The following is a 24,246-nucleotide window of genomic DNA, read 5'->3' as shown; positions in this document are numbered from 1 at the left end:
TATTTTGAAGTATTTGCACCAGAACCAATTTTTGTCATGAAATTTATTTTTCTGGTTTCTCTATAATATAGGCATCAAATGAGAGGGAGGTTTTGATCCGAGTCCAACAAAAATTTCGTAAGATTTATAAACAATTCGCCATATTAAATTAACAGAAGAGCATTACTGAGAGACTTTAAGATATAAGAATTAGAGGTAAAGGAGGATGGTGTGAAATGAATTTTTTAGAAGAAAATATTAATTTATTTAGAATGATTAATGACCTAGGGAAACAATATCCATACTTAAATCCTGCTATGGTTTTCATTGCCGAGTATATGGTGTTTTTCTTGGCTTTAAGTGTTGTGTTAATTTGGTTTACTCGAAATAAACAGAATAGAATAATGATTGTTTGTGCAACCATTACTTTTGTATTTGCTGAAATTATCGGAAAGATAGCAGGCAAATTTCATTCGAATAATCAACCATTTGCTGAGTTGACAAATGTTAATAAATTAATTGAAAAAATAGTTGATAATTCTTTTCCAAGCGATCATACAATATTGTTCTTCTCATTTTGTGTATCCTTTTGGTTATTCAGAAAAGGTTGGTGGTTTTTATGGGGTATACTAGCTTCCCTTGTTGGTATTTCTCGTATTTGGGTCGGTGTCCACTATCCAGCAGATGTTCTAGTTGGAGTTATTATAAGCATCATTTCAAGCTTAACTGTTTACTTTGTTGTTCCTAAGTTAAGCTTGACTCAGAAATTGTTAGGGTGTTATGAGAAATACGAACAAGGGGTTCTATCTTCATTAACTAAATCGAAGAGGGAAAAGGGGAACAGTTCAAAGGATTATTGAGAGGAAATACATAAAATGGAAAAGGGTGTTAGATTGAGTAAAGACGCTTTTAACGCAAAAATGGAGACTGTTCTTGTATCCGGTGGTGGTACAGCACTGGTGCCCCCCCTTAAAGGCAAGACCAAAACAAAAAAACTAGCCCCGCAAGAGGGGCTAGTTGATGTAAAATCCGAATTTGGAAATTAATAAGTCTTTAATTTAGCATCTATATCTACATAAACAAGAAATCCACCTACTGTTACATTGTCGTTTGATTCAAAGTCAACAAGATATACTTCTTTACCGTCATAGGGTGTTTTTGCCTATCCCCCGAAAAGGACTAATTGACTGTAAAAAAGAATAATAAAAAGTAAGGTATGTGAAAAGTTTTAAATTTGATGAGAGGTGGAGATTCGTGAAAGTACACGATTGTCCTAATTGTAATACCTATAGTAGAGAATGTATTATTGTCATCCAAAATGCTCCGAACTTTTCGGAAGAGATATTAAAGTGTAGTATTTGTTCCTGGAATGGTAAGTGGTCGGACATGACAGTGCGGGAGGTTATATTGCCAACGATTCCAGGTGGGATAGAGATCCCTGGCATCGAACCAATTACTGATTATTATGTACTTCATTCAGATCAAATTAGAATTACTTATACAGGAGGTTGTTGTCCTCATTGTGGTGGAAGTGATCCGTTATGCTGGTGCATGACTTTATAAACGATTATCATGAGCCTCTTACTCGAAGTTGACGATTAGATAGGTGCGGGCGAGAAATCATCAGAAAAAATTTAGCAATATCTAAAAATAAGGTTAATATTGCAATTTTGCGATCCTTATTCTTTTGGAAGTTGGTAAGCATTTTTAACATTTTAACACATAGACAACAAATATCTTATTGAACTAAAGCATACTATATCCAGTATACTTTAAGCGAGTTACTAAAACCTTATCAAGCTTCATTTCTCTACACTGTATGAAATATGGTACGGAAAACCATTTGACAGATGAAAGATTAGAAGAAAGTGCTACAAATTACATTCTTCATATGAAGAGTTACCGTAAAGCACAATTAAATATCAAATGAATTCGCAGCATACATCACAGAAAAAGAGCTTAGAAGTTTCCCTAAGCTCTTTTTCTCTTCATTTAAATACCGAATTTAGTTAATGGAGTAACTAAATTTCTTGAATCATTTCCACTCTGTTTCCGAATGGGTCTCTAAACTCAAAACGTTCAAAACCAGGTATAGGTACTCCTTCAATTATCTGAATGTTATTTTGTTCTAACACATTTCTCCAGTATGATATATCCTCTACTTGATAAGCTAGATGGGCTTTTGTTTTTAATCGGTCAAAACCATCTTCTGTACCTATATGTACATCTCTATCTCCGACTTGTAGCCAAAATCCTCCACGCCCCTGTAGTGATTCGGGCTTTTCTTTCTCAGGTAGACCGAGAATTTCGCAATAAAAATTTTTTCCCGCTAGTTCAGCACCTTTTGGAATAGTTATCTGAGCGTGATGTAAACCAAGAATCATAAAGTCCACTCCCATTATCAATTGAATTTGTATTGTTTTTCTTCTATAACCAAATAATTTTTCGGAATTTCTAAATCCTCTTTCATTTTATAACACCAAATACAATAAGTGGAGTATTGATTAATTATAATATTGGATAAGTATTACTTATGGCTCTTTAAGTTTAAAACAAAAGATTTTTTCCAAGTATAATACTTACCGTGAATCTATCTTTTGTCGCTACTTCACACCATAGTTTATAGGAGAACGGCTTTTTTACGTAGTGTAGTTATGTAATTAAAAAGCTTTATCATGATGGGCATGTGCATCCCGTTATGAAAGACAATTAAAAGAATTCTATCGTTTGTTTTTGTGATAAAATTGATATATATGGTAAAAATGGTAAAGTTATGAATAATTGTTCGCTAATAAGAAAAACATTATTTGCTTCTGGAATGATTTTATTCGTTTGGGGCCTTGTCATGCTGAATGTGATTACAGATATTATACCGATTGAACATACAAATAAAACGTTATCAATTATTGTTCTTATTGTTGGAATCACTTGTTGTGTCGCAGCTAACTTTTTTAAAGAACATAAGCGGTTTTCTGACGAAGTATAAAGCCTGTGTATTCTTATTTTTAGAAGAGAGAGGATATATGGGATTAAAATATTTTGGCTGTTTACTTCTCATGGCATTTAGCGTGGGAATTACTATACGTTGGATTTTTCGTGAAAAAATATAGAAAAGAACGAAAGACTAATAGCTAAATTACATTTTCTTTGAATGAGTATCTTAATGGTACGAAAGATATCAAATATACGAATCAATTCCCTGATGGAAAATTGGCTAAGATAAAAAATAGTACAATATTTCCAAATGGTTGGAGTGATCCAAAGATGTTAGATAGTATAACTGATATCTGTAATTCTTCCCCGATAGGTATTAGAGGAAGAGATGGAGCAACTTTTCATAGGGGAATTATTGACGGCGTAGAAATTGATGTAATCAAAATAGGTAACAATGTGGTTAGTGGATATCCAACAGATCAAATTAATGCGCTATTACCAGGTGGATTTACCGAATAGAGGAGGAACATTAATGTATAAAAAAGTAGATGCAGTATTATCTGAAAATAGCTCAGATAACTACTTTTATGATGATGAATTTATGTATGTACAAGAGTTGATAAGTGAATTTACTGACATTGATTGGGAACAATTGGTTCAAGGTCTAAAAGACAGAGATGATAAGTATAAAATTAGATTAGTATATTGCATAGATGAAGATACTGGAATGAATGGATTCAATTTATTACTAGATTTACTCAATGAGAATGATGAAGTAGCTGAATATGTAATAGATTCTTTGCGTTCTTTTAACAATGAAGAATATAAAAAAATACTTGCTTCCAACAAGCAAGTAATAAATAAAGCAGAGAATTTACTGAAAAACGCCAGTCTACCAGTTAAGAGAATTTTAGAAGCATTTTTACAGCAAAATAAACAGTCTTAGTATTTTTATCTTTAGAAACAGAATTGTTTAAACTAAATAAAAAAGGAACTCTACTATCTTTACTATACAAGTTGACTTAGTTTTTCCCGCATGTCTAAAACACACCCTTCTTGGTCCATACTGAATAGTAAAAACAGGTGAAGGAATTAGTAATCCCCTGCCCGGCATGCAAGCTATGATGGGTATTTTTGATTTTATGAAACGAAAGTTGCAAGAAAAGCTAGAACATCTACGTGCATTCAATTCTACTTCTAGTAGTAATTATGATACAGCACTCCAACTAGCTACGAGTATTGCGCAAGGTCTTGCAGAAGTTCAAGGTGGGAAAGGTTTCAGTCCCGCATCAGGAACATTATCTATTATGGTGATTTATGGTATTACCGCCTTCATAACAAATTTTAATGTTTTAACTCTATTTGTGGAACTAGGGACTTTAGGGGTACCAACATATATCCATCAACTTAAGAAGAGTAAACACCCCTAAAATGAAAAAACGTTATTCTTTCTCATGAATCATAGGAAAGAATGGCGTTTTTGTATGTCTATTTCTGGATCCGATGAATTGCAGCTATTCGCTCAAGAAATTCAAAGTTTTTTATCCCCAAATACCTTACGATATCTTGCTAAAGATGTTGGTTTTGTGCAACAAACCAATAGGTACCAAGCAAAGGAATAATCATATGGTTTCTTTGCTTTTTCGATTTGATTACGTGTTTCATGTTGTTCCCCCTTGCCAAATTGTTTTTCTTAATGGTATCATGTTTTTTCGTGAATAAAATAAAAACGGTGAAACTCTCGCCTTTCCTGATTCTTTATATTTGGTAATGAGAATAATGTAAATAAACGATAACTTCTTTTCTTCATCAAGCAAAAGGGAAGCGGTGTGACTGGTCGCAAACGGTAGATGTCGTGTGGAATCAATGTTTTGAAAAGAAGCGGCTATTTTATGATTGTAATCGGAAGCGTCGTTAGCTTGTTATGGAGAAGTTCTTATACAACAATTGGAATCGTAACGCTTATAATTCTATGTATGATTACAATCGTTTACAATATAGAGAAAAAGTTAAAAGAAAGGGAGAAATCAGATCCCAACAAACAATCTTAAAACGATTGAGTTGAAATGGTTATATAGAAAGAGGTGAAGTATCGATAATGGTGATGACAGCTCTATTGTTATTGCTTCAAAATAGTTTGCACACAGAAACTGGGAATACCATGAAACCGATTCCGATTGCCACGGTACATGTCGCAAATAAATATGAAAAATGGGACGGTGCAGAGGGAAACCGTTTCGTGCAAACAAATGGGGTATTCACAAGTAATCCTGTTACCCAAATAGCGGCAAAGCAAACAGAAGAAACAAAAGAAACAAAAGAAACAAAAGAAACAAAAGAAACAAAAGAAACAAAAAAAACAAACGTAGCACTCGGGAATTTACAACGTATGATTTACAACAATCAATCTTCTTACGGAGTAGAAGGCACGGCAGAAGCAAATACGCCTGTTCACATTGAAGTGACAGATGTAGATGGAAAACAAGTTTCTGCAGACGTTACAGCAAATAAAGAGGGACTGTTTCAAACTTCGATCAACGGAAGCAGGTTGAAAAATGGGACTGTGCAAGTAAAGGCGGCGGCAGGTGAACAAGCTGCCCTCAAAACGGTAGAAAAAGATGGTACTTTCTATGAGTTAAACAAAAAAGAGCAAGAAAAATGGCATATTTCAAACGATGGCACGCATCCGATTGAATCAACAAAAGGAATGAACGATGCACTCCAATTCGCAAAAGCAAATGCCATCAAAACATTCAAGGTTCCAGCAGGAACGTACATGGTAAAAAAAGAAAATCCTGCTTTGTGGAATGACCCTTCCGCGTGTATCAATATGGTTCCGAATATCACATTCTGGTTAGATGAAAATGCTGTGATTCAGAAAGAAACAAACGCAAGGGAAGTATATTCAACTGTATGTGTTGGGTACGGTGCCGACAACGTCACATTAAAAGGCGGGACATACAAAGGTGATAAAGATACGCATGACTATTCGAAAAAACAAGGACCGAGTTTTCCTGGTACGCATGAAAATGGAATCGGCATTTCTGTATATGGGGCCAAAAACTTGACAATTGACGGCGTTAAAGCAACAAACTTCACAGGTGATGGTGCGGGTATTGGTGGGAAAGGAACATTATTGCAAGACATCTATCCAGAGCATTTTGAATCGGGTTCTCTTGATACAAATGGAAACAAAGTGGCAGATCCCACAAAAATTAGATTGAAAGCACCGATCCCATTCACAAAGGACATCCTCAAAACAGAACCTTATTTTGAAATGCCAAATGCAAAAAATTTGCCGTATCTCTATGATGTCTATTTTTATCGAGCAGATGGTTCCTTCTTATCTAGCTACAGTGTCAATACTAAAAAAGAAGTGGTTCAAATTCCAAAATCTGCAGCGTCCTTTAAAGCGGTGTTTAAAAAAGCAAATACGAGCGGTGTATACGGGGAGTTTTGGAGCAAGGCATTAGCAACGAATGTGACCGTAAAACATTCTGACTTTTCCTTTAATCGGCGTCAAGGTATCACAGTGGGAGGCGCGGACCATGTAACCATCACAGACAGTGTCTTCCATGATATTAAAGGTGTTGCGCCTGAATCTGGCATTGACGTAGAGGGCGGATACGGTGAAAACGGGATGATGAACAAAAACATCTTCATCAAAAACAACAAATTCTACAACAATAACAAATACGATGTCATTTTATATGATGGACATGATGGGGTTGTTGAAGGGAATCACTTTGGATCAAGAGGGAAAATCGGTTTAGCTGTTTCCGAACCATTCACAAATACATATATCAAGAATAATACATTTGATGCCAGTAGTATTTACGCTTATCACGATATCACGTTTAAAGGAAACAGCATAAAGGATGGACTGATGAACATCACAGGACCTCGCGCGGTGATAGAAGGCATGACATTTGATAAAACGGCGTTAAGTCTTTCAAGTCGTGTCCCGTTTGGAATCGAAGCGAAAAACCTTACATTAAACAATATGGATTTAAATGTGTGGGTCAACCCTGTTCATGTAAGTAATGTAACCATAAACGGAGGAAGAGTGGGCGGCCAAGCACCAGACGGAAGTACTTTTGACAACTTGAAAGTGCTCAATCACCCTGGTACTTCATTCGTACCAGGGACCTATAACAATTGCATGTTTGAATCCAGTCCAACTGCGACTGGCGGTACACATGTCGACTATAACGGCACTTACACCTTTCAAAATTGTACATTTAAGGCAGAAAAAGGGACATTTAACGTCGGAAGCAAAGACGCAAATGTTACGATTCAAAACTCTCGATTTGATATCAATGGTGATACAACTGTACTCAATATCCCAATGGGGAAACAAATCAATGTTGTCAATAACACGATTATCTCTGGCTTACGGCCAGGGATGAACAAAGCGGTTATCAAAGTGGGAGACTATTGGAATAAAGACAAACCGTTCCAGGGCCAACAAGCAAACATCACTGGCAATACCATCACAACAGGTGCAGCGGTTGAAGGCATTAGCACGATTTATGGCGGCGTCAATGCACCAGCTTATCGCGTTCAAAACAACATTTTACACAAGGCATTTTTGAAGGTAAAGCCAAAGGATATTGTAAACGGGAATCAGGAGCTTCCGAATTAACTGAAAACACGTGGTGCACCTACACCGCGTGTTTTTTTGTTTCTTCTATATGGAGTACCGTCAACTTAAGAAATATGACTATCCTCAAGTGTAAAAAACGTTATTCTTTTTTTAAAATACACAGAAAGGATGACTTTTTTTCTGGAGGTGTGAAAAAGGATCGTTCCTTCTTCATGAGGTAGGATTTTTGCTTCATTTCGTAATGTTGATATTGTATTCAGTCCTGTCTGTATATTATGCATATTGATATTATTAGGAAATGAGGGATGTATTTGACTAACAAGAAGGATTCTACTCGTTTTTATTTTCTCTTCGTTATTAAAAAGTAAAATTTGTGAAACATCAGTAATTCCTAGTTCTTCAATTGCTTATTTTCAACGCTGTTGCTCTGATCCGTTCACATATACTTTTGCATCAATTATGAATCCTAACCTTGCATTCACAGTGCAGCCACATCTTTATCATGCTAAGAATGTTCATCATAGAAACGTAGATTGTTTACTTTAGATACAACACGTGTTCTTGCAATGGATAAGTAAATAGTACTTTTCTTTTGAAGAAGTAAAAAAGAAGGGTGTATATACCCTTGAGTTTAATATTTTATTAAAATATAGAATTGTTGAATTGATTTGGACTGCGATAAATAAGGAAGAAGTAAGAGCTCGAGACTTGTGGGATATGTTTTTAAGATTATTATCAAACGATATAGAAAAAGTACCTACAATATTCTTTCATAGTTATGATGAACTAAAAGAAATTATGGAAATTGTCTTTGAAATGTACGAGGGTTTCAAACGAGAATTAATTCCTATTTACTGTTCATAATTTTAAAGTGAAGTGAACAAATATTAAGGAATACTAAAAAAAGTCCAACTCAAAAGAATATTATCTTTAGATACTCAAAAAATAGATTTAAAAATTAAATGAATTACAGTTCGAAAATGAAGTCTTATTGAATAGAGAGTGTAGGCTCGTTTAATTAGAAAATAGTTTTTAGTCTTAAATATAAAAAGGAAAATCCACTTTGAAGGCTAATTTTATTGTGGGCTTTCTTTTTTATTATCTATTAGTATACAAGAATTGAATATGGAGTGGACGGGGCCTATTCAAGAAATTACAGTAAGAATCGTGAAACTATTCATTTGGAATAAAGTTCGATTAAAAACAGCACACAAATTCTTATTCTACGGTATATAAAACGAATCCGTTTTGAAAAAATATTGATAAAAATAGATTGTTTCTTTACGGATGCCAAGTATTTTATCTTTTTAATCATGTACTTGCATACTAAAAAAATAAATCCCCTTATTCGTTTTAAATATATATTCTTCATAACAACATGCATAATAACCTCCTGGATCTAATTTAACCCAATACACTTCTTCTACTTCTTGTCCAAACTCATTCAGTAACTGTTCTATCATATATTCTTTTGATGTCAATCCATTTAAATCATATCCATGTGGTATTCTTCCAAACCAAGATGCTTCACCAGTAGGATATTGGCAAATAAGGAAATCTTTTTTCCATTCTTTCAACTGTATGAGTTCTATTGTGTCATGACTAGTAGCGTATGTAGCCTTTTTTGAAAGTTCATATATATCTTCCTGTTTATTTTCCGATAAAAGAATAAGACTATAATAATTACTCACATACTGATCTGCATTAGCCTTAGCAAAATCACTTAAAATTTTATTTATCATTTCCATAGTTAAATCTCCTTAAATTTAAATAATCTTCAAACAAATATTAACATATATCCCTTCGATTGTTATTACTTACCCGTTTGTGCAATAAGAAAAGCTGAAATTCCTTCTTTATTAAGATATTTTGGCTTATCTTTTTGGTAAACAGTTAAATCCACATCCCATATATAATTAATAAAATTTGGATGGGAGGGAGTGGACGGAAGTCCAAACGGAAGCCTTTGTTATTCCCTCAGCACATATTGTGTAATCAACTTCTAAAAATAGGCTCTATTCTTAAGATTTCTACTAATGGAGCAACAAATATATTGAAAATCCCACCCGAGATAATAGTATAATCATTGGGGAGGGAGATTATGAAAAAAATAGGGATTGTCATTTCCATCGTCACCTTGTTTATTATTCTATTCATTGGGAGTATAGGCGGCTTTATCTATTTTTTATATAAAAGTCAAGGTAACGATAAAATAGAAACTTACATAAAAAATAAATATGGAATAGATGTAATTGTATCAAGCCGAGGTGCTATTCATGAAGGGAATATGGGTCATACTTGGCATACTGTTCAAGTAAAAGATAACAAAAACATTCAATTCCGTGTGGAAGTAGATGGGTTATTTTATTCATCAATTCTTGGTGACGAATACCAAGATGGATTACATACTTACGAAGCATATAAATCATTTAAACCGCTTTTAGGACAAATTGAAAAACTAGGGTATGAGCCTGCTCAAGGTGAAAATGTGCTGCAGTATAGAATTGATGAAAGAAGTTCAGTTGATGAAAAGCCAACATCCGAGTTGTTTTTAACATTAAAAACAATTCCAAAACTGGATTTTAGCCAATTTGAAACAAACGAACTAGATCGTTTATTTGCACTCATACAAGTCGTTCAAAAGAACAACAAACTAATCACTGGAATTGAAATATTAGATAATAAAAGTCGTCTTACTTACTTTTATTTGGAAGACATTCAAAATATTACCACAAAAGAACAACTTTTATTAGTTATGAAAAACAAGTCTGAAGAGTACTGGACGTATCTCATTAGAAACCAATTGGCTGGGAAAACCAATGGTGTTGAAAATGAACATTTAGCATTCAAAGAGATATCTTGTTCCCATGTGGAAGACAGTGATTGTGCGGCTTATGATGTTACCTTGCAGTTTAGTAATGATATGCTGCAGTTTAAGAAAAACCCGCAACTAATTGATGAAATATATAATGTTTCTTCTTTTTTACAATCTGAAAAACCAAATAAAAAGTTTCAGATGTTTTTCCTTTGAATATTTAACCACGAGAGAAAAAGTTGAATTTATCGTGAAAAAATATTTACAAGAAGAATAGTCGTGAAAGAGTCGAGTTCTTAAGGAAGTGAGTTAGAATGTTTATTAAATATGATGAATATGAACTATTGGAACTTTTTTTGAGTGAACCAGTTAGTATAGCAGATGATTTAGCAGCAGGGGAATTAATTTATTCTTATAAGGATAATAAAATTTTCAAGTTAGTTTTAACTATGGATGTTTATAGACAAACATGTAGTCTAGGAATGATTTTATAGTATTTTCTGGCGATTTTAAGGATGTTACAAACATCAAGAAGATTGGAAATGATATGATAATTAGTGTTAACGATGCTGAAAGATTAAAAGTTAAGTTTTTAGAACAAGTGGGGATTGAGTTGCTTTAGAAATTTTAATGGTTATAGTTCGAAACTACTGAAAAGAACTTAAAATAAATGAAGTCGGCTTTCTTCATTATCTAAGCCAACTTACGTATGACTCATCAAAATATAACCAATTTTCAACACCTTCAACATAAATTCAGTCAGCGTATCTATACTTTACTTCATAAGCTGAGCGTTTTGTAATTTTATTTCTAACCGTATCACCAGTAACTAACTGGAAGTGATGAATTAGAAAGCAAGCTAACCTTTCAAGCTGGAAATCTTGTGGGGGATGTTGTATCAGGAGTTGGATCTATTGTAGGAATTTTAGGTGATTATGCTCTTGTAACAGGATCTAATATTGGAACCATATTGTTAGAAGGAATAACTGTTGGGACAGCATCACCAATTGCTATTCCATTGGATGCAGCTGTTACAGCGGTTGGAGCTGGTTAATATGTTACTATTAATAAAAGCAGAAAAATATAAAGAAGTTAGGGATATTGCAACAAAGCTGATACAAAAACATGAGTATGCTAGATTTAGCAATGAAGGTAAATGTATATATGATATATTGTAGATTACTGTAATAAACATATAGGATAGGAGAAAAGAAAAGATGGCAGTTACAGATTTAGAACAAATAGATGCGATTGGAGTAGAGAATAAACATTTAAGGTTGATGATAATAGATTATCTAGACTGGGAATATGAAGATATGCATCTAGATGTACTGCAGGAAAAAATAAACAATTATTTAGTGTATCTTGAAGATAAACAATATGTTAAAGATTATGGAGACAATTTTGAGAAAAAAATAATTGATATACATTTTCAACATGGAATTTCAAAAAATGGGGTGGAATTTCTTAATACTGTTTCCAGTCAGTTAAACAATACTGGCATTTTTATCAACATTCATTTACCAGAATAAAAATTATTCGTAACTACTCAGCTACCATATAAAAACCCAAGATAAAGAGAGGTTTCGCATCGGAGCGAAACCTCATTTATTTCGTTGAAAATCGTTCTATATTTCCCGTCTCTAATAAAGTTTGCATTGTGTGAAACACGGGATTTTCTTGTTTTTTGAGTGTTCTGATGATGCTTCGTAAACGTAAATAATTGTCAGCCCCATATGATATAAAAATATACTACTTAACTAGTGTATATTTTTATAGGTTTGTCAATATAGTTGACTAAAGAAGTCTAAAACTACTGAAAAGTACCCCACTGTGACAATGAATGACAGTATTAAGAATACATTTCTTTTTGTTTTATTAAAAGTATTCTTATCCATTTTATAGTTTAATTCAAATGAGAAAAATATTAAAAGAACAATGTTTGTTACAAAGCTTACATACACAGGTGTTACTTGGGATAATCCGTACATAAAGCTTAAAATCAATGTAACTGTTACTTGAATAACAATACCTTTAAATAATAAGTATCTTACTAAATTTAAAAGACCTATATCCTCTATCTTAATGTCTTTCTTTATCATCTTCTTAATTATAGCTATTAATAAGTCTTTCTTAATAAAGTAAAGAACCACCATTAGAAAAATAGCTAGTTGTAATGCAATTATTATATAGTTCATCAGTGAAGCATAAGAAGTCATATCGTTATCCATAAATCTATCCCCTAAATACTTTTAATAAGTTTTATTTCCTCAATAAAGAATAATACTAAGTGCATAGCGTTTATTACAAACCATAACATGAAATTTGAGTTCTTTACAGTCTTCAACTGATTTGACTTTGTATTAGACAATTCTATCTTTAAAGACGTTAATATAATAGTGTTAGACATAAAACCTAACAATATAAATCCGAATAAAGGTAAGTTTGTTATAGCACCTATTACCATAATTCCTATGTATACTATAGTTAACTTCTTAATATACTGTTTATCTTGTTTTAACTTCTCTATATCTTTATTTTTAAACCAGTCTCTTACTATTCTTACAAAGACAATACTTTGAAATATCAGTACAATTATACTTACAAAGATAAGAAACAAAGTCTCAACATGATTTTCAATTAAGTTCCCTATACCGCTCATTTCGTCTGTATCCCCTTTATTTATGTAATATGGACTTTAGTTCTTGAAAGTAAGAGTCCTAAGATTCCTCCGATTAAGCCGATTATAAATTCTACAGTGCGTTTCAAATTACAATACCACCCTTCAAAAATATGATTCAAGTTAATGTTTTTACATATATTAACCATCGTTTTATAATAGCGAAGTATTACAAATTAGTCTATATTTGTAAACTGAACAGAAAACGGGTGGGATTTGAAAGTAACAACTCATGACAGTTGTATTATTATAGGTTGCTAGTCACTATAAAATGGTTGTATTTACAATAAACTTAAAGTACTTGCTCATCTACCATAGACGAGCAGGTGCTTTTTTATTTAAATTGACATGTGAATTTGTGGAATATATGGTAACTATAGTACTTAATTCTGGTTGTTTTAAACGTTTAAGGGTAAAATAACCATCATTTCAGTCTAAAACAAAGGGGAATAAAAGATGTTAACGAACACAAATGCAGACAAATTATTCGATAAACTAATGGTAGAAGGTGAGACTTATGTTCATTACTTCTATGTTATGAAAATGGCATCTCATTCTCAATATTTAGCTTTTGGCTTAGGTGCACTTGCTTTAAATAAACATTATCTTGTAGGGTTCACAAGTAAGAGAATCATACTAATAGAGTTAAGCCCTGCAACTGGTGATCCTACTGAGAATATTGTTTATTTAGAATTAGATAAAGTAGAGAAAGTAAGTGTAAAGAGAGGTATGATTAAATCCAATGTCACTATAAAGTTAATAGAGGACAAAGGGGTACTCGAAATGAAACCGAACAGTTTTACAGTTGGTTTATCAAACCACAAAAAGAGCCTAGTAGAGTTAGAAAAATTGTATGGTTAATGAAATGTAATGGACAGAGACATTTGTAAACATAGTGAATGTGGTAATGATAACCACTATTTATACTGGTTACTTATTGTTTTTTGTTTTAAGTTGGTTTGAGTCTAGTTTGAATTAAGGCTTATAGCGGGTTGAATTCTTATTTTTAAACCATAAAATACAATGGATAATCATAAGTGATGCTGCCTGATATTATGAATAGTTAACAAGTATGGATTCTATACTGGTTAACTATTTTTTTATGAAAGCGGAATCTAATTTTGGATACATACTATTCAAACTTCATTGTTTCATAGAATTTCTCTTTCTTCCGGCAAGTTGCTTTTTTCAGACGAGACAAGAAATAATCTTGCCTTATGCTCAACTTTACAAGTATAGAAGATTTTTTTGACTACGAAATAAGTGAATGATACGATACATAAGGATGGGGAATAAAAACAAAAAAGGTAGGTATATCCATGAAAGCAAATAAGTTACTATGTTTTGCAATTCCGTTAATGGTATTAGGGGGTTGCGGAACAAATTCATCAGCAGACAAGCCAAAAGATAAAGTAGAAGCAAAACAAGAAACGAAAGAGAAGTTATCAAAAGAATTATACCCAACACGTATGACTGGTTTATCATCTGAGTTAATGGGTAAAATTGCTACAATAACAGAAATGGCAATGGATAAGAACAAAGATGAGAAGACGTTAACAAAAGAAATTTTAAAGGAAGAGGAAAACTTACAAAAGATAATCAAGAAGTTCCATCAAATTGAACCGCCTAAAGAGTATGCAGACGCTCATAAGACAATCTTAAAAGGGGTAGATTGTTATTCAGAAGCATACGCAAAACAGGCTAAGATTGTAAAAGGTGGGTCTACTGATAAAGAAACGGCAAAAGATTTAATGCAAAAGATTAAAGAAGGTAACGATTATATGGTGGAGGGGTATAAGCCACTTCAAGAAGCAAATATAGATAAAGCAAACTCCATAAGCGACAAAACAGGAGTAAAGTTTGACAGTCCAACTACAAAGTCAGACACGAAAGCAGATAACGGAAGTGAAATTACAATTTCAGAAGAGGGTAGTGAGTGGTATGGTTCTTGGGGGCGTTATGATGGAACTGTATTCCACAAATCATTAGAATTTAGAGAAGATCATACATTCACTGGATTTGATGATACAGGTAAAGGTAAGGCATATGAAGACAACCATATGACCGGTGAGTGGTACTACAATGCAGACGAGAAGAAACTGAAGTTATACCCAACAGAGTTTGTAAAAGACGGTAAGACATACAGTAAAAACGAGATGAGAGGTCTAGTACCATATACAGTTAAGTCATTCACTGGTAACTCATTTAAAATCGTAGATGATAAAGGTACAGTGATAACAGCGGTAAAACATAAATAAATCATATAAAGGGGTATATGTTTATGAAAGCAAAGAAACTAGTAGGTATCGCAGTACCAGTTATGTTGTTATTAGGTGGTTGTGCAACCACAGAAAAATCTTCTAAGGAAGTAAAAACAGAAGAGTCAAAGATTTCTAAGGTAAAGGCAGAGTCTGATGTTAAGAAAGTAAGAGTCTTAGCAGAAGATTATCCACAATATTTAATAGACTTAGGTAATGAATTCGATTCGGAATTTAAAACATTAACTACTAGACTAGATAATTCTCTTAAAGGTAGTGCAACTAAGGAAGACATTTTATCTAGTATAGATAGTGTAAACAAGGTAATTGCTAAGTTTGAAGCAATTGATCCACCTAATAAATATATAAACTCTCAAAAAGATATTGAAAAGGCAATTGTAAAGTATAAGAAATCATTATCTGTACTAAAAGACGGCTATACAAGAGATAAGTCAAACTCAAATGATAAGAGAACAGACAAAGAGATTGTTGAACAGGCTGAAACTCTTTTACGCGAAGGTGATGTATACTGGATTGCAGTCTACAAAGATATGAAAAATGAAATAACAAAGTCTAAAGGTGGAGGGTTAGAGTCGAAAGAACTTAAAGATTCAACTACAAGTTCTGGAATAGAGTATGAGAATGTTAAAAGAAACATTGTAGATGGTACTGAGATAATTGCAAACTGGGGTATCATACGTGACGGTAAATTTAATCCTTTATTTATTTTAAAAGGCGGGAGTCCTAAGGGGTTTGAACTTTATACCGCAGGAGATTACCCAAACAAAACAAACTATGCAGAAGGTATATGGGAATATGATAAGTCTAGCATGACATTAAAACTTCATATCTCAAAACAAATTGCAAATGGTACAGAAGCAGAAGTTATTCAGAAAGATGTAGAGTATAAAGTACAAAACTACGATACAAAGAATTTGCAACTATACAATGAAAAAGCAAAAACTACAACTAGATATGTAAAGCAATAAGAGTACAGTAAGGGGTATTAGAAGCATGAAAGTAAATAAATCACTAGCAGTCGTAATCCCTATCATGCTTTTAGCGGGGTGCGGTGGGGTAGATAAAGTATCAACTGTTAAAAGAGATAAGATAGAAGAACAGACGACCACTACTAAACAATTATCTAAAGATGACTATGCAGGGAAATTAAGCTTCCTCATTCTAGCTTTTGATGGTGGGTATACAGAATACAATAAGTTACTAGAGAAAACTGAAAAAGATAATAATAAACTAGAAGAACGGTTAGATGGCTTAATTCGGTTGACTGATGAGTTAGCAGAGATAAATCCACCAAATGAGTTTAAAGACATTCAAAAACTCATAGTCGAGTCAACAAGTCATTTCAAGAAGTCATTTGAGTTAAGTAAGAAAGCAAATGCTGATGAAGATAAAACGTCAGAGTCTCACCTAGCAACGGTAAAAGAATCCGAAGAAGAACTAAAGAAAGCAAAAGAGTTGTGGGACAATGTAGCTAAAGAGGCAAATAAAACAACCTTATTTAAAAAGCAAGAAGATTCAAAGAGGGGTAGTTCGATAACAGAAAACGATTTAAACGAGTTAGATAAGAAAGCAGGTATAGATGCAAATTCCGTTGAGAAAAACACAACAAAAACTGGTAAAGAGTTTGTAGGTTCTTGGGGTTTTGAGAAAGACGGTAAATTCATACCTACCTATATTCTTAAAGACGATAAAACGTTTGAGGTATACTCAAAAGACGAGTATCCTAGTAAAAGGAATTATTTAACAGGAACATGGTCTTATGATAAAGATAAGAGTGAATTCAAGTTAATTATAAAGAAAGCGTATCAAGACGGAGAATCTTTTATACCACAAAGAAGTGCTGTATCATATAAAGTCCAAAATTTTACAGATAGTAAAATGCAACTATTTGATGGTGATACTTTCCAAACATACCGTTTTACAAAGCAAAAATAAATACATGTTGTTAAAAGATGCCATTATTCTCTATGTAAAATTATTATTCATTTAAGTGACAACAAATAAAAGGAAAGATGGGATTAAATTGATCAGTGATTTTAAAAAAGCAGCCTTATCTTCACTAAAAGGTAGATGGGGATTAGGGGCAGGGGCTTCGTTTCTGTATTATATTATTTCTACTATTGGCACGATTATTATCGGATTTCCCCTTTTTTTTCTGTGCATCTTATTTAGTGAAATCATGAATGCTAGTGCTTCGACTGCAGGAGACGAGACGTTAAATGCAGCAGGTGCTATTTCTTATGTACTTACTTTCGTAATTATAGGTATTGTTTTAATAGGTGTACAAGGCATTATGGCTTATGGATATTATAATGTTACATTGCGTTTGGCGAAAAAAGAATCTACTACAATTGATGATTTATTCGAGGGATTTCGTAAAAATAATGTATTTAAATCTATAAAGTTAGGTTTGTTAATGAGTGTATACGTATTTTTATGGAGTTTATTGTTGATTATTCCAGGTATTATAAAATGTTTCTCTTATTCTATGGCTTACTATATCATGTTAGATCATCCAGAATATACAGCAAGTGAAGCGCTTAAAAAGAGTCAACAAATGATGAAAGGACATAAATTAGATTTATTCATACTAGGGTTAAGTTTTATTGGATGGCTTATTTTGGGGTATTTTACACTTACTATTGGGTATCTTTGGATCTATCCATATTACATGATAACAATAACGCATTTCTACTTGAATTTAGCGAATAGAGATACAGTTCTGGAAGAGAAAACGGTTATCTAGAAAGAGAATATTAAGAGGGAATTTCAAAAAGTAACTGATTTATGCAAAAGAGGCCGCCAAAAATTTTCGCTTTTTGGTGGCCTCTTGTTTTTTAACGATTCATTAAAAGTGTAAAGCTTCTTCTATTTTGTTTAAGAAGCATCCGCACTCTCAAACTGACTATTATAAAGCGAAACATAAAACCCATCAGCCTTCAATAACTCTTCATGATTACCTTGTTCTACAATATCCCCATCTTTCATCACAAGGATTAAATCGGCATCACGGATTGTTGATAATCTGCGGGTGATGATGAAGCTTGTTGCTTCGTCGTTTAGTTTGTGGCAAAACAGGAACGTCAAAATAAAGTCGCTTTATAAAATTTGGGCATGAGCTTGGTATCGTAACAAGTCCATGCCTTTTAGATTTTTCATAATTTGTTTACGTATTATAAATTGTTTGAGTTCTGCATTTTTGTTTCGACGATTGAAGTTTTTGATCAGTAGTGGTAGGTGGGCTTTGTATGAATTCTAGAGGGTATTTTATTGGAATATGCTTATTATTTGTGCTTCGGGTTGTTGGTTGATTTTTTTGTTTTGAGCGAAAATGTGAAATCTGACAAATTAATAAGGGAATTTAATATTGAAAAAAATATTAAATCGTGAGAATATAATATTTGTATATAATAAATTTTTAATTCGATTTAATATAGGAGGACTAATTAATTTGAGTAATTTATTTTTATTATTATTTCTAGTATGTTTGGTAGCATTAGTTGTAGGTATGATCAAACCACAATTAGTAGTTAGATGGGGAGATACAGAAAAACGAAATAGAAAAAGTGTACTAAAGTATTTTGGAATAGGTTTAATAGTATTGTTTGTTTTACTTGGAGCGACTTCTAGTCATGAAGAAAAAAATTCATCAAGCAAATCAGCTTCAGTTACACAGAAAAAAGAATTAACAGCAGAGGAAAAGGCGGCAGCAGAGAAAGCAGCAGCAGAGAAAGCAGCAGCAGAAAAAGCGGCGGCAGAAAAAGCAGCGGCAGAGAAAGCAGCAGCAGATAAGGCAGCAGCAGAGAAAGCAGCGGCAGAAAAAGCAGCAAAAGAAGAAGAAGAAAGAATTGGGTATGATACGGGGATCACTTATGATCAATTAGCTAGAACACCAGATGAGTTTAAAGGGAAGAAAGCTAAGTTTACTGGAAAAGTACTCCAGGTAATGGAAGGTAAGGGAGAAACACAATTAAGAATAGCGGTTGATGATAATTATAAGACAGTATTATATGTTGCTTATAAAAGTAATATTATAGATTCAAGAGTATTAGAAAATGATAATGTTACTGTGAGCGGGAAATCTGCAGGTATACTTACTTATAAATCTACAATGGGTGGCGACATTAGTATTCCAGCAATGGCAGTAGAGAAAATAGAAATAAATAAATAAACATAGAGTTCTCAGTCTTGTTGTAAAAGCATATATTTGTGGCTGAGTGTTTACATGGTCATATTAGATACATATTTACATGTTTTGAAAATAAGCAAAAGGCATAGTTAACCAAATTGATGAGGTTTTATGTAACTTTGATTTGGAATGATGTTAAACTAGCGATCTCCATCTGTTAAGGGTGGAGGTTTTATTTTATTTAACGAAATTATCCGAAAGAATTCTTCTTCCTCAAGCGAGTGAAGGGCGGTAGCCCAAAAGTTTTGATAAACTAGACATATGAAGTTCTTTGATAACTTAATATATAAGGTTGCAGGAAGAAAACAGAGTGCGAAAACCAAGCCATTCGGTTCCTGCGTAAAATATCAACCGTAAAAAAGAACGTCCAAGCGTTGGACATCTAGGGGTGGAATAACCCGAAGTAACGCTCAGGGAGACGAAAGGTTGCTTTCGTCATGGAACTGAGAAGCTTCCACTTCAAAATTTGTTAGAATTTAAGTGGCGAGTAGTTCACAGCAAGTTCTTCAAAATATATCCTCTATAATGCCCAAATGTTCGTTCTTCATTATTAAATAAAAACACTCCTCTAAAAAAGAGGAGTGTCCCATCAATCTTAAGAAGCATCCGCACCTTCAAACTGACTATTATAAAGCGAAGCATAAAACCCATCAGCCTTCAATAACTCTTCATGATTACCTTGTTCTACAATATCCCCATCTTTCATCACAAGGATTAAATCGGCATCACGGATTGTTGATAATCTGTGAGCGATAATGAAGCTTGTTCGGCCTTCCATGAGGTTTTCCATCGCTTTTTGAATGAGTACTTCTGTACGCGTGTCGATGGAGCTTGTTGCTTCGTCGAGTATTAATATTTTCGGATCCGCTAGAAGGGCGCGGGCAATTGTGAGTAATTGCTTTTGTCCTTGGGATACGTTGCTTGCTTCTTCATTTAGTTCCATGTTGTATCTATTTGGTAGTGTTTTGACGAAGCTGTGCACGTGTGCGGCTTTTGCTGCTTCGATGACTTCTTCGTCGGTTGCGTCTAAGCGGCCGTAACGGATGTTTTCCATGATAGATCCGTTAAATAGCCATGTGTCTTGGAGTACCATACCGAACATGTTGCGCAGGTCTTCTCGCGTAAAGTCTTTTATGTCGTGACCGTCTATGCAAATGGCACCACTGTTTACGTCGTAGAAACGCATTAATAGTTTTACGATTGTTGTTTTACCAGCTCCAGTTGGGCCGACAATTGCAACTTTTTGGCCAGGTTTGATATCTGCTGAGAAGTTGTTGATGATCGTTTTATCTGGATTGTAACCAAACTCAACATCTTTGAAGCTCACTTCTCCGTTTACTTTTTCTAGCTTCACAGGATTTTCTGATTCTGGTACTTCTTCCTCTTCTTCTAAAAATTCGAAGACTCTTTCTGCAGCTGCAGCTGTTGATTGAAGTACGTTCGCGATTTGCGCTACTTGAGCGATTGGCTGTGTAAAGTTTCTCACATATTGTACAAAGGCTAAAATATCTCCAACTGCGATCGTTCTCTTTGCTGCAAGCCATCCGCCTAAAATTGATACAGCAACGTAACCGATATTCCCGATAAACATCATAATCGGCATCATCATTCCCGATAAAAATTGCGATTTCCATGCGGAGTGGTAAAGGATGTCGTTTACCTCTTCGAATTTTTTCACTTCTTCTTCTTCTTTGTTAAAGGCTTTAACGATATTGTGACCACTATAAATTTCTTCAACTTGCCCGTTTACGTGTCCTAAATATTCTTGTTGGGATTTGAAGTATTTTTGTGATCGTTTTACGACTGCCATGATAAGTATCATGGATACTGGCAATATTAAGAGCGCGACTAATGTCATTTGCCAGCTAATTGATAGCATCATAATAAATACACCGATGATTGTAATTACCGATGTGATGATTTGCGACATACTTTGATTCAACGTTTGGCTCACTGTATCTACGTCATTTGTAACTCTCGATAATACTTCTCCGTGTGTTGTTTTATCAAAGTATTTTAGCGGCATCCGGTTAATTTTTTCATCGATTTCTTTTCTGAAGTTATAAGATACCTTTTGGGCTACTCCAGAAATGATATAGCCTTGGATAATGCCAAACGCAGCGCTCAGTATATATAATCCAAGAAGTAAGATGACAATGTTTCCAATATAGGTAAAGTCAATTGCAGCACCTGGTGCTCCTGTTACTTTGCTTACGAGTCCTTCGAAAAGTTTTGTTGTGGCATGCCCTAAAATTTTTGGACCGACGATTGTAAAGGCTGCACTACCGATTGCGAAAAGGATAACGATTAAGATTGATAATTTATATGGCTTCAAGTATTGAAGGAGCTTATTCATCGTTCCTTTGAAATTTTTTGCTTTCTCAATCTTTTGCATGCCGCCGCCCATATGACCACCGCCGCCAGAACCACCTTGTCTGTTATTTTCTATTTTTTTATCGCTCATGATGACAACTCCTCTCTTGAAAGTTGTGATAAAGCAATTTGCTTATAAACTTCACAGTTCTCCATAAGCTCTTCATGAGTACCAGTTCCGACGATTGTTCCTTCATCCAGCACAATGATCTTATCTGCATTCATAATCGTACTGATTCTTTGCGCAACAAGTAAAAGAGTACTTCCGGCAAGCTCATTATTTAAAGCTCTGCGTAGTAGCGCGTCTGTTTTAAAGTCAAGAGCTGAGAAGCTATCATCAAATATGAAGATTTCCGATTTCTTCGTAAGAGCACGGGCAATCGAAAGTCTTTGTTTTTGACCACCAGAAACGTTCGTACCACCTTGTGATATTTCTGTACGGAAGCTTTCAGGTTTTGCGTTAATAAACTCCATCGCTTGCGCAATTTCTGACGCTTTTACTAATTCATCTTCACTTGCTTCTTTTTTACCGTATTTCAAGTTACTTTCAATCGTACCGGAGAATAGAACTCCTTTTTGCGGTACATAACCGATTTTTTCTCTTAATTCCTTCTGAGATACTTCTCTAATATCAGTGCCATCTATTAAGATTTGACCGCCTGTGACATCATAAAAGCGCGGAATTAAGTTGATTAGTGTGGATTTACCACTACCTGTACTTCCAATGAAAGCTGTCGTTTCACCAGGTTTTGCAGTAAAGGTGATATTGGAAAGTACATCTTCTTCTGCACCTGGGTATCTAAAACTAACATTTTTAAATTCAACGTAACCTTTCTTGTCTGAAGCAAATGTTTTTGGCTCCGCTGCATCATGAATGGAAAGGTCAGTATCTAAAACTTCTGCGATACGTTGTGCGGATACAGAAGCACGTGGAACCATAATCGATACAAAAGAGATCATTAAGAAGGCCATGATGATTTGCATTGTATATTGCATAAATGCCATCATATCACCAACTTGCATATGTCCCATATCCACTTGGTGTGCTCCAACCCAAATAATAAGTACAGTAACGGCATTCATGATAAACATCATCATCGGCATCATAAATGACATTAAACGGCTTACAAATAAATTTGTTTTTGTTAAATCTTGATTGCCTTTTTCAAATTTCTTTTCTTCGTGTTTTTGATTATTAAACGCACGAATAACAAGCATACCTGTTAACGATTCACGCGTGATTAAGTTAATTTTATCAACTAACTTTTGGATCATTTTAAACCTAGGAATGGCAACGCTAAATAAACCAATAACTAAGCTTAAAATTGCGACTACCGCAACGGCAATAATCCATCCCATGGAAAGGTCTGTAGTAAGTACCTTAATAATGCCGCCTATGCCCAAAATCGGTGCATAGAATACGATTCGAAGCATCATCACCATCAGTGTTTGCACTTGCTGAATATCATTTGTGCTTCTTGTGATTAAAGAGGCAGTGGAAAACTTATCAAACTCCGCATTCGAGAAGCTTGTAACTTTCCGGAATACTTTCTTTCGCAGATCTCTGCCGAGTCCTGCAGCCACTTTTGCCGCTAGTAAACTTACGATAACGGTCGCTGCCATACTCACTAATGATAAAAGGAGCATTTTCCCGCCAGAAGTAAGAATATAATTGGATTGAAGTTTATCTGTATCGATACCAATTGTTTTATATTCATTTTCAATGAATGAAACAGCGGCTTGTGTTACCATGCTGCCTGGCATGTCTTTAAACTTTTTGTCTGCCTTTTCTTTCATCGCATCAATTTGATCTTGAGGCAGTTTCGCAATGATTGTGAAAGGATCTGTATTTGGCGGAAGCTTCATTTCTGTTTTACTGTCAGTGCCGCCTTTTTCAATTCCTTGTGTAATTAACATCGGTTTCCCAAAGATATCGTTTAGTTCACTGAGTGTATGTTTATCCGTTGTATGTAGCTTATAAAGTGGTTCTTTATCAAGCTTTGGATAATCTTTCAAATCATTTTTTAGTTCACTTTGAGAAAGATTGTTCTTATCTAGCAGTACATAATTGTCAGTTACTGCTTTCTTTTCTTTGTCATTCATAAAGAGCGTAAGTTTATCCATCTCACTTTTACGAATAACTTCAGGTACTGCGTTTTCGACACCTTTTTGTTGAATCCCTACATTGACAATGTTAGACATGTAGTCTGGCAGTGATAGGTCACATACTGCTTGCACAGTTAACAAACATACAACTGCAATGATGGAAGCAACAAATGGTTTTAAATGTTTGATGATCTTGAACATTTAATTCATCTCTCCATTTTCCGTTTCTAATTTTTTTAGCTTTTACTTTATTCTTCATAGTAATTCATTTTACCCACTTGTTAC

At 34.1% G+C, this 24,246-nt stretch carries 23 protein-coding genes and 5 pseudogenes; 20 read left to right on the top strand and 8 right to left on the bottom strand.

What is annotated here, in order from left to right; translation table 11 throughout:
- Window positions 1–215: 215 nt before the first annotated feature.
- The 3 genes from AB1280_RS13165 (at window position 216) to AB1280_RS13155 (ending at window position 1,542) form a co-directional block, all read left to right on the top strand.
- Window positions 216–839 (top strand): undecaprenyl-diphosphatase, encoded by a 624-nt coding sequence (locus AB1280_RS13165; protein ID WP_429756089.1) that lies wholly within the window; start codon window positions 216–218, stop codon window positions 837–839.
- Window positions 840–854: 15 nt separating this feature from the next.
- A complete protein-coding gene (locus tag AB1280_RS13160; protein ID WP_429756088.1) occupies window positions 855–1,025 on the top strand; it encodes a hypothetical protein in 171 nt (56 codons plus the stop codon).
- Window positions 1,026–1,365: 340 nt separating this feature from the next.
- Window positions 1,366–1,542: a hypothetical protein gene (locus AB1280_RS13155; RefSeq protein WP_429756087.1), complete on the top strand. Its 177-nt coding sequence runs from the start codon at window positions 1,366–1,368 to the stop codon at window positions 1,540–1,542.
- Between the two features lie 458 nt (window positions 1,543–2,000).
- Here AB1280_RS13155 and AB1280_RS13150 read toward each other — a convergent pair whose 3' ends face one another.
- On the bottom strand, window positions 2,001–2,363 hold the full coding sequence (locus AB1280_RS13150) for a VOC family protein (RefSeq protein ID WP_429756086.1): 363 nt from the start codon (window positions 2,361–2,363) through the stop codon (window positions 2,001–2,003).
- 389 nt (window positions 2,364–2,752) lie between these two features.
- On the opposite strand from AB1280_RS13150, the gene AB1280_RS13145 reads away from it, so the two are divergent.
- The 6 genes and pseudogenes from AB1280_RS13145 (at window position 2,753) to AB1280_RS13120 (ending at window position 7,558) form a co-directional block, all read left to right on the top strand.
- Window positions 2,753–2,965 carry a hypothetical protein gene (locus tag AB1280_RS13145; protein ID WP_429756085.1) on the top strand — a complete coding sequence of 71 codons (213 nt, stop codon included), beginning with the start codon at window positions 2,753–2,755 and terminating at the stop codon, window positions 2,963–2,965.
- Between the two features lie 161 nt (window positions 2,966–3,126).
- Window positions 3,127–3,432: an EndoU domain-containing protein gene (locus tag AB1280_RS13140; RefSeq protein ID WP_429756084.1), complete on the top strand. Its 306-nt coding sequence runs from the start codon at window positions 3,127–3,129 to the stop codon at window positions 3,430–3,432.
- 13 nt (window positions 3,433–3,445) lie between these two features.
- Complete coding sequence (locus AB1280_RS13135; protein ID WP_272191754.1) at window positions 3,446–3,859, top strand: hypothetical protein; 414 nt, start codon at window positions 3,446–3,448, stop codon at window positions 3,857–3,859.
- A gap of 139 nt (window positions 3,860–3,998) precedes the next feature.
- Window positions 3,999–4,217 (top strand): annotated as a pseudogene (locus tag AB1280_RS13130) (hypothetical protein); the annotation flags it as partial.
- A gap of 588 nt (window positions 4,218–4,805) precedes the next feature.
- Window positions 4,806–4,964 carry a hypothetical protein gene (locus tag AB1280_RS13125; RefSeq protein ID WP_429756083.1) on the top strand — a complete coding sequence of 53 codons (159 nt, stop codon included), beginning with the start codon at window positions 4,806–4,808 and terminating at the stop codon, window positions 4,962–4,964.
- A gap of 47 nt (window positions 4,965–5,011) precedes the next feature.
- A complete protein-coding gene (locus tag AB1280_RS13120) occupies window positions 5,012–7,558 on the top strand; it encodes a right-handed parallel beta-helix repeat-containing protein (protein ID WP_429756082.1) in 2,547 nt (848 codons plus the stop codon).
- Between the two features lie 377 nt (window positions 7,559–7,935).
- On the opposite strand, the pseudogene AB1280_RS13115 reads toward AB1280_RS13120, so the two are convergent.
- Window positions 7,936–8,114: pseudogene (locus tag AB1280_RS13115) on the bottom strand (N-acetylmuramoyl-L-alanine amidase); the annotation flags it as partial.
- Here AB1280_RS13115 and AB1280_RS13110 point away from each other — a divergent pair.
- Window positions 8,102–8,383 (top strand): annotated as a pseudogene (locus AB1280_RS13110) (hypothetical protein); the annotation flags it as partial. The pseudogenes AB1280_RS13115 and AB1280_RS13110 overlap by 13 nt on opposite strands.
- A gap of 443 nt (window positions 8,384–8,826) precedes the next feature.
- Here AB1280_RS13110 and AB1280_RS13105 read toward each other — a convergent pair.
- Window positions 8,827–9,267: a hypothetical protein gene (locus AB1280_RS13105; protein ID WP_429756081.1), complete on the bottom strand. Its 441-nt coding sequence runs from the start codon at window positions 9,265–9,267 to the stop codon at window positions 8,827–8,829.
- 353 nt (window positions 9,268–9,620) lie between these two features.
- On the opposite strand from AB1280_RS13105, the gene AB1280_RS13100 reads away from it, so the two are divergent.
- From AB1280_RS13100 to AB1280_RS13085, 4 genes and pseudogenes are all read left to right on the top strand, one after another.
- Window positions 9,621–10,550 carry a hypothetical protein gene (locus AB1280_RS13100; RefSeq protein ID WP_429756080.1) on the top strand — a complete coding sequence of 310 codons (930 nt, stop codon included), beginning with the start codon at window positions 9,621–9,623 and terminating at the stop codon, window positions 10,548–10,550.
- Window positions 10,551–10,648: 98 nt separating this feature from the next.
- Window positions 10,649–10,956 (top strand): annotated as a pseudogene (locus tag AB1280_RS13095) (hypothetical protein).
- A gap of 261 nt (window positions 10,957–11,217) precedes the next feature.
- Window positions 11,218–11,388 (top strand): hypothetical protein, encoded by a 171-nt coding sequence (locus AB1280_RS13090; RefSeq protein WP_429756079.1) that lies wholly within the window; start codon window positions 11,218–11,220, stop codon window positions 11,386–11,388.
- 163 nt (window positions 11,389–11,551) lie between these two features.
- The gene (locus AB1280_RS13085) at window positions 11,552–11,866 is read left to right on the top strand and encodes a DUF6572 domain-containing protein (RefSeq protein WP_429756078.1); all 315 of its coding nucleotides are present in this window, start codon (window positions 11,552–11,554) and stop codon (window positions 11,864–11,866) included.
- Window positions 11,867–12,118: 252 nt separating this feature from the next.
- Here the strand turns inward: AB1280_RS13085 and AB1280_RS13080 are convergent, their stop codons facing one another.
- The gene (locus tag AB1280_RS13080) at window positions 12,119–12,565 is read right to left on the bottom strand and encodes a hypothetical protein (RefSeq protein WP_429756077.1); all 447 of its coding nucleotides are present in this window, start codon (window positions 12,563–12,565) and stop codon (window positions 12,119–12,121) included.
- 11 nt (window positions 12,566–12,576) lie between these two features.
- Window positions 12,577–12,996, bottom strand: a complete 420-nt coding sequence (locus tag AB1280_RS13075; RefSeq protein ID WP_429756076.1) for a hypothetical protein — start codon at window positions 12,994–12,996, stop codon at window positions 12,577–12,579.
- 474 nt (window positions 12,997–13,470) lie between these two features.
- Here AB1280_RS13075 and AB1280_RS13070 point away from each other — a divergent pair, with 474 nt between their 5' ends.
- From AB1280_RS13070 to AB1280_RS13050, 5 genes are all read left to right on the top strand, one after another.
- Entirely contained in the window at window positions 13,471–13,875 is a 405-nt protein-coding gene (locus tag AB1280_RS13070) for a PH domain-containing protein (RefSeq protein ID WP_429756075.1), read from the top strand.
- 458 nt (window positions 13,876–14,333) lie between these two features.
- Window positions 14,334–15,272 carry a DUF7018 domain-containing (lipo)protein gene (locus AB1280_RS13065; RefSeq protein ID WP_429756074.1) on the top strand — a complete coding sequence of 313 codons (939 nt, stop codon included), beginning with the start codon at window positions 14,334–14,336 and terminating at the stop codon, window positions 15,270–15,272.
- Between the two features lie 23 nt (window positions 15,273–15,295).
- Window positions 15,296–16,261 carry a DUF7018 domain-containing (lipo)protein gene (locus AB1280_RS13060; RefSeq protein WP_429756073.1) on the top strand — a complete coding sequence of 322 codons (966 nt, stop codon included), beginning with the start codon at window positions 15,296–15,298 and terminating at the stop codon, window positions 16,259–16,261.
- Between the two features lie 25 nt (window positions 16,262–16,286).
- Window positions 16,287–17,228, top strand: coding sequence for a DUF3994 domain-containing protein (locus AB1280_RS13055; protein ID WP_429756072.1), 942 nt, complete (start codon window positions 16,287–16,289; stop codon window positions 17,226–17,228).
- Window positions 17,229–17,316: 88 nt separating this feature from the next.
- The gene (locus AB1280_RS13050; protein WP_429756071.1) at window positions 17,317–18,039 is read left to right on the top strand and encodes a DUF975 family protein; all 723 of its coding nucleotides are present in this window, start codon (window positions 17,317–17,319) and stop codon (window positions 18,037–18,039) included.
- Between the two features lie 131 nt (window positions 18,040–18,170).
- Here AB1280_RS13050 and AB1280_RS13045 read toward each other — a convergent pair.
- Window positions 18,171–18,356, bottom strand: a pseudogene (locus AB1280_RS13045) (ABC transporter ATP-binding protein); the annotation flags it as partial.
- A gap of 388 nt (window positions 18,357–18,744) precedes the next feature.
- Between AB1280_RS13045 and AB1280_RS13040 the strand changes: the two are divergent.
- Window positions 18,745–19,464: a hypothetical protein gene (locus AB1280_RS13040; RefSeq protein ID WP_429757339.1), complete on the top strand. Its 720-nt coding sequence runs from the start codon at window positions 18,745–18,747 to the stop codon at window positions 19,462–19,464.
- Window positions 19,465–20,077: 613 nt separating this feature from the next.
- On the opposite strand, the gene AB1280_RS13035 is transcribed toward AB1280_RS13040, so the two are convergent.
- The gene (locus AB1280_RS13035) at window positions 20,078–21,946 is read right to left on the bottom strand and encodes an ABC transporter ATP-binding protein (RefSeq protein WP_429756070.1); all 1,869 of its coding nucleotides are present in this window, start codon (window positions 21,944–21,946) and stop codon (window positions 20,078–20,080) included.
- Entirely contained in the window at window positions 21,943–24,162 is a 2,220-nt protein-coding gene (locus AB1280_RS13030) for an ABC transporter ATP-binding protein (protein WP_429756069.1), read from the bottom strand. Before AB1280_RS13030 ends, AB1280_RS13035 begins: the two co-directional genes overlap by 4 nt.
- Window positions 24,163–24,246: the final 84 nt, after the last annotated feature.

It is taken from the genome of Bacillus sp. S10(2024) (assembly GCF_050473865.1).
Taxonomy (GTDB): Bacteria; Bacillota; Bacilli; order Bacillales; family Bacillaceae_G; genus Bacillus_A.
This window is presented reverse-complemented; position numbering and strand designations above follow the sequence as displayed.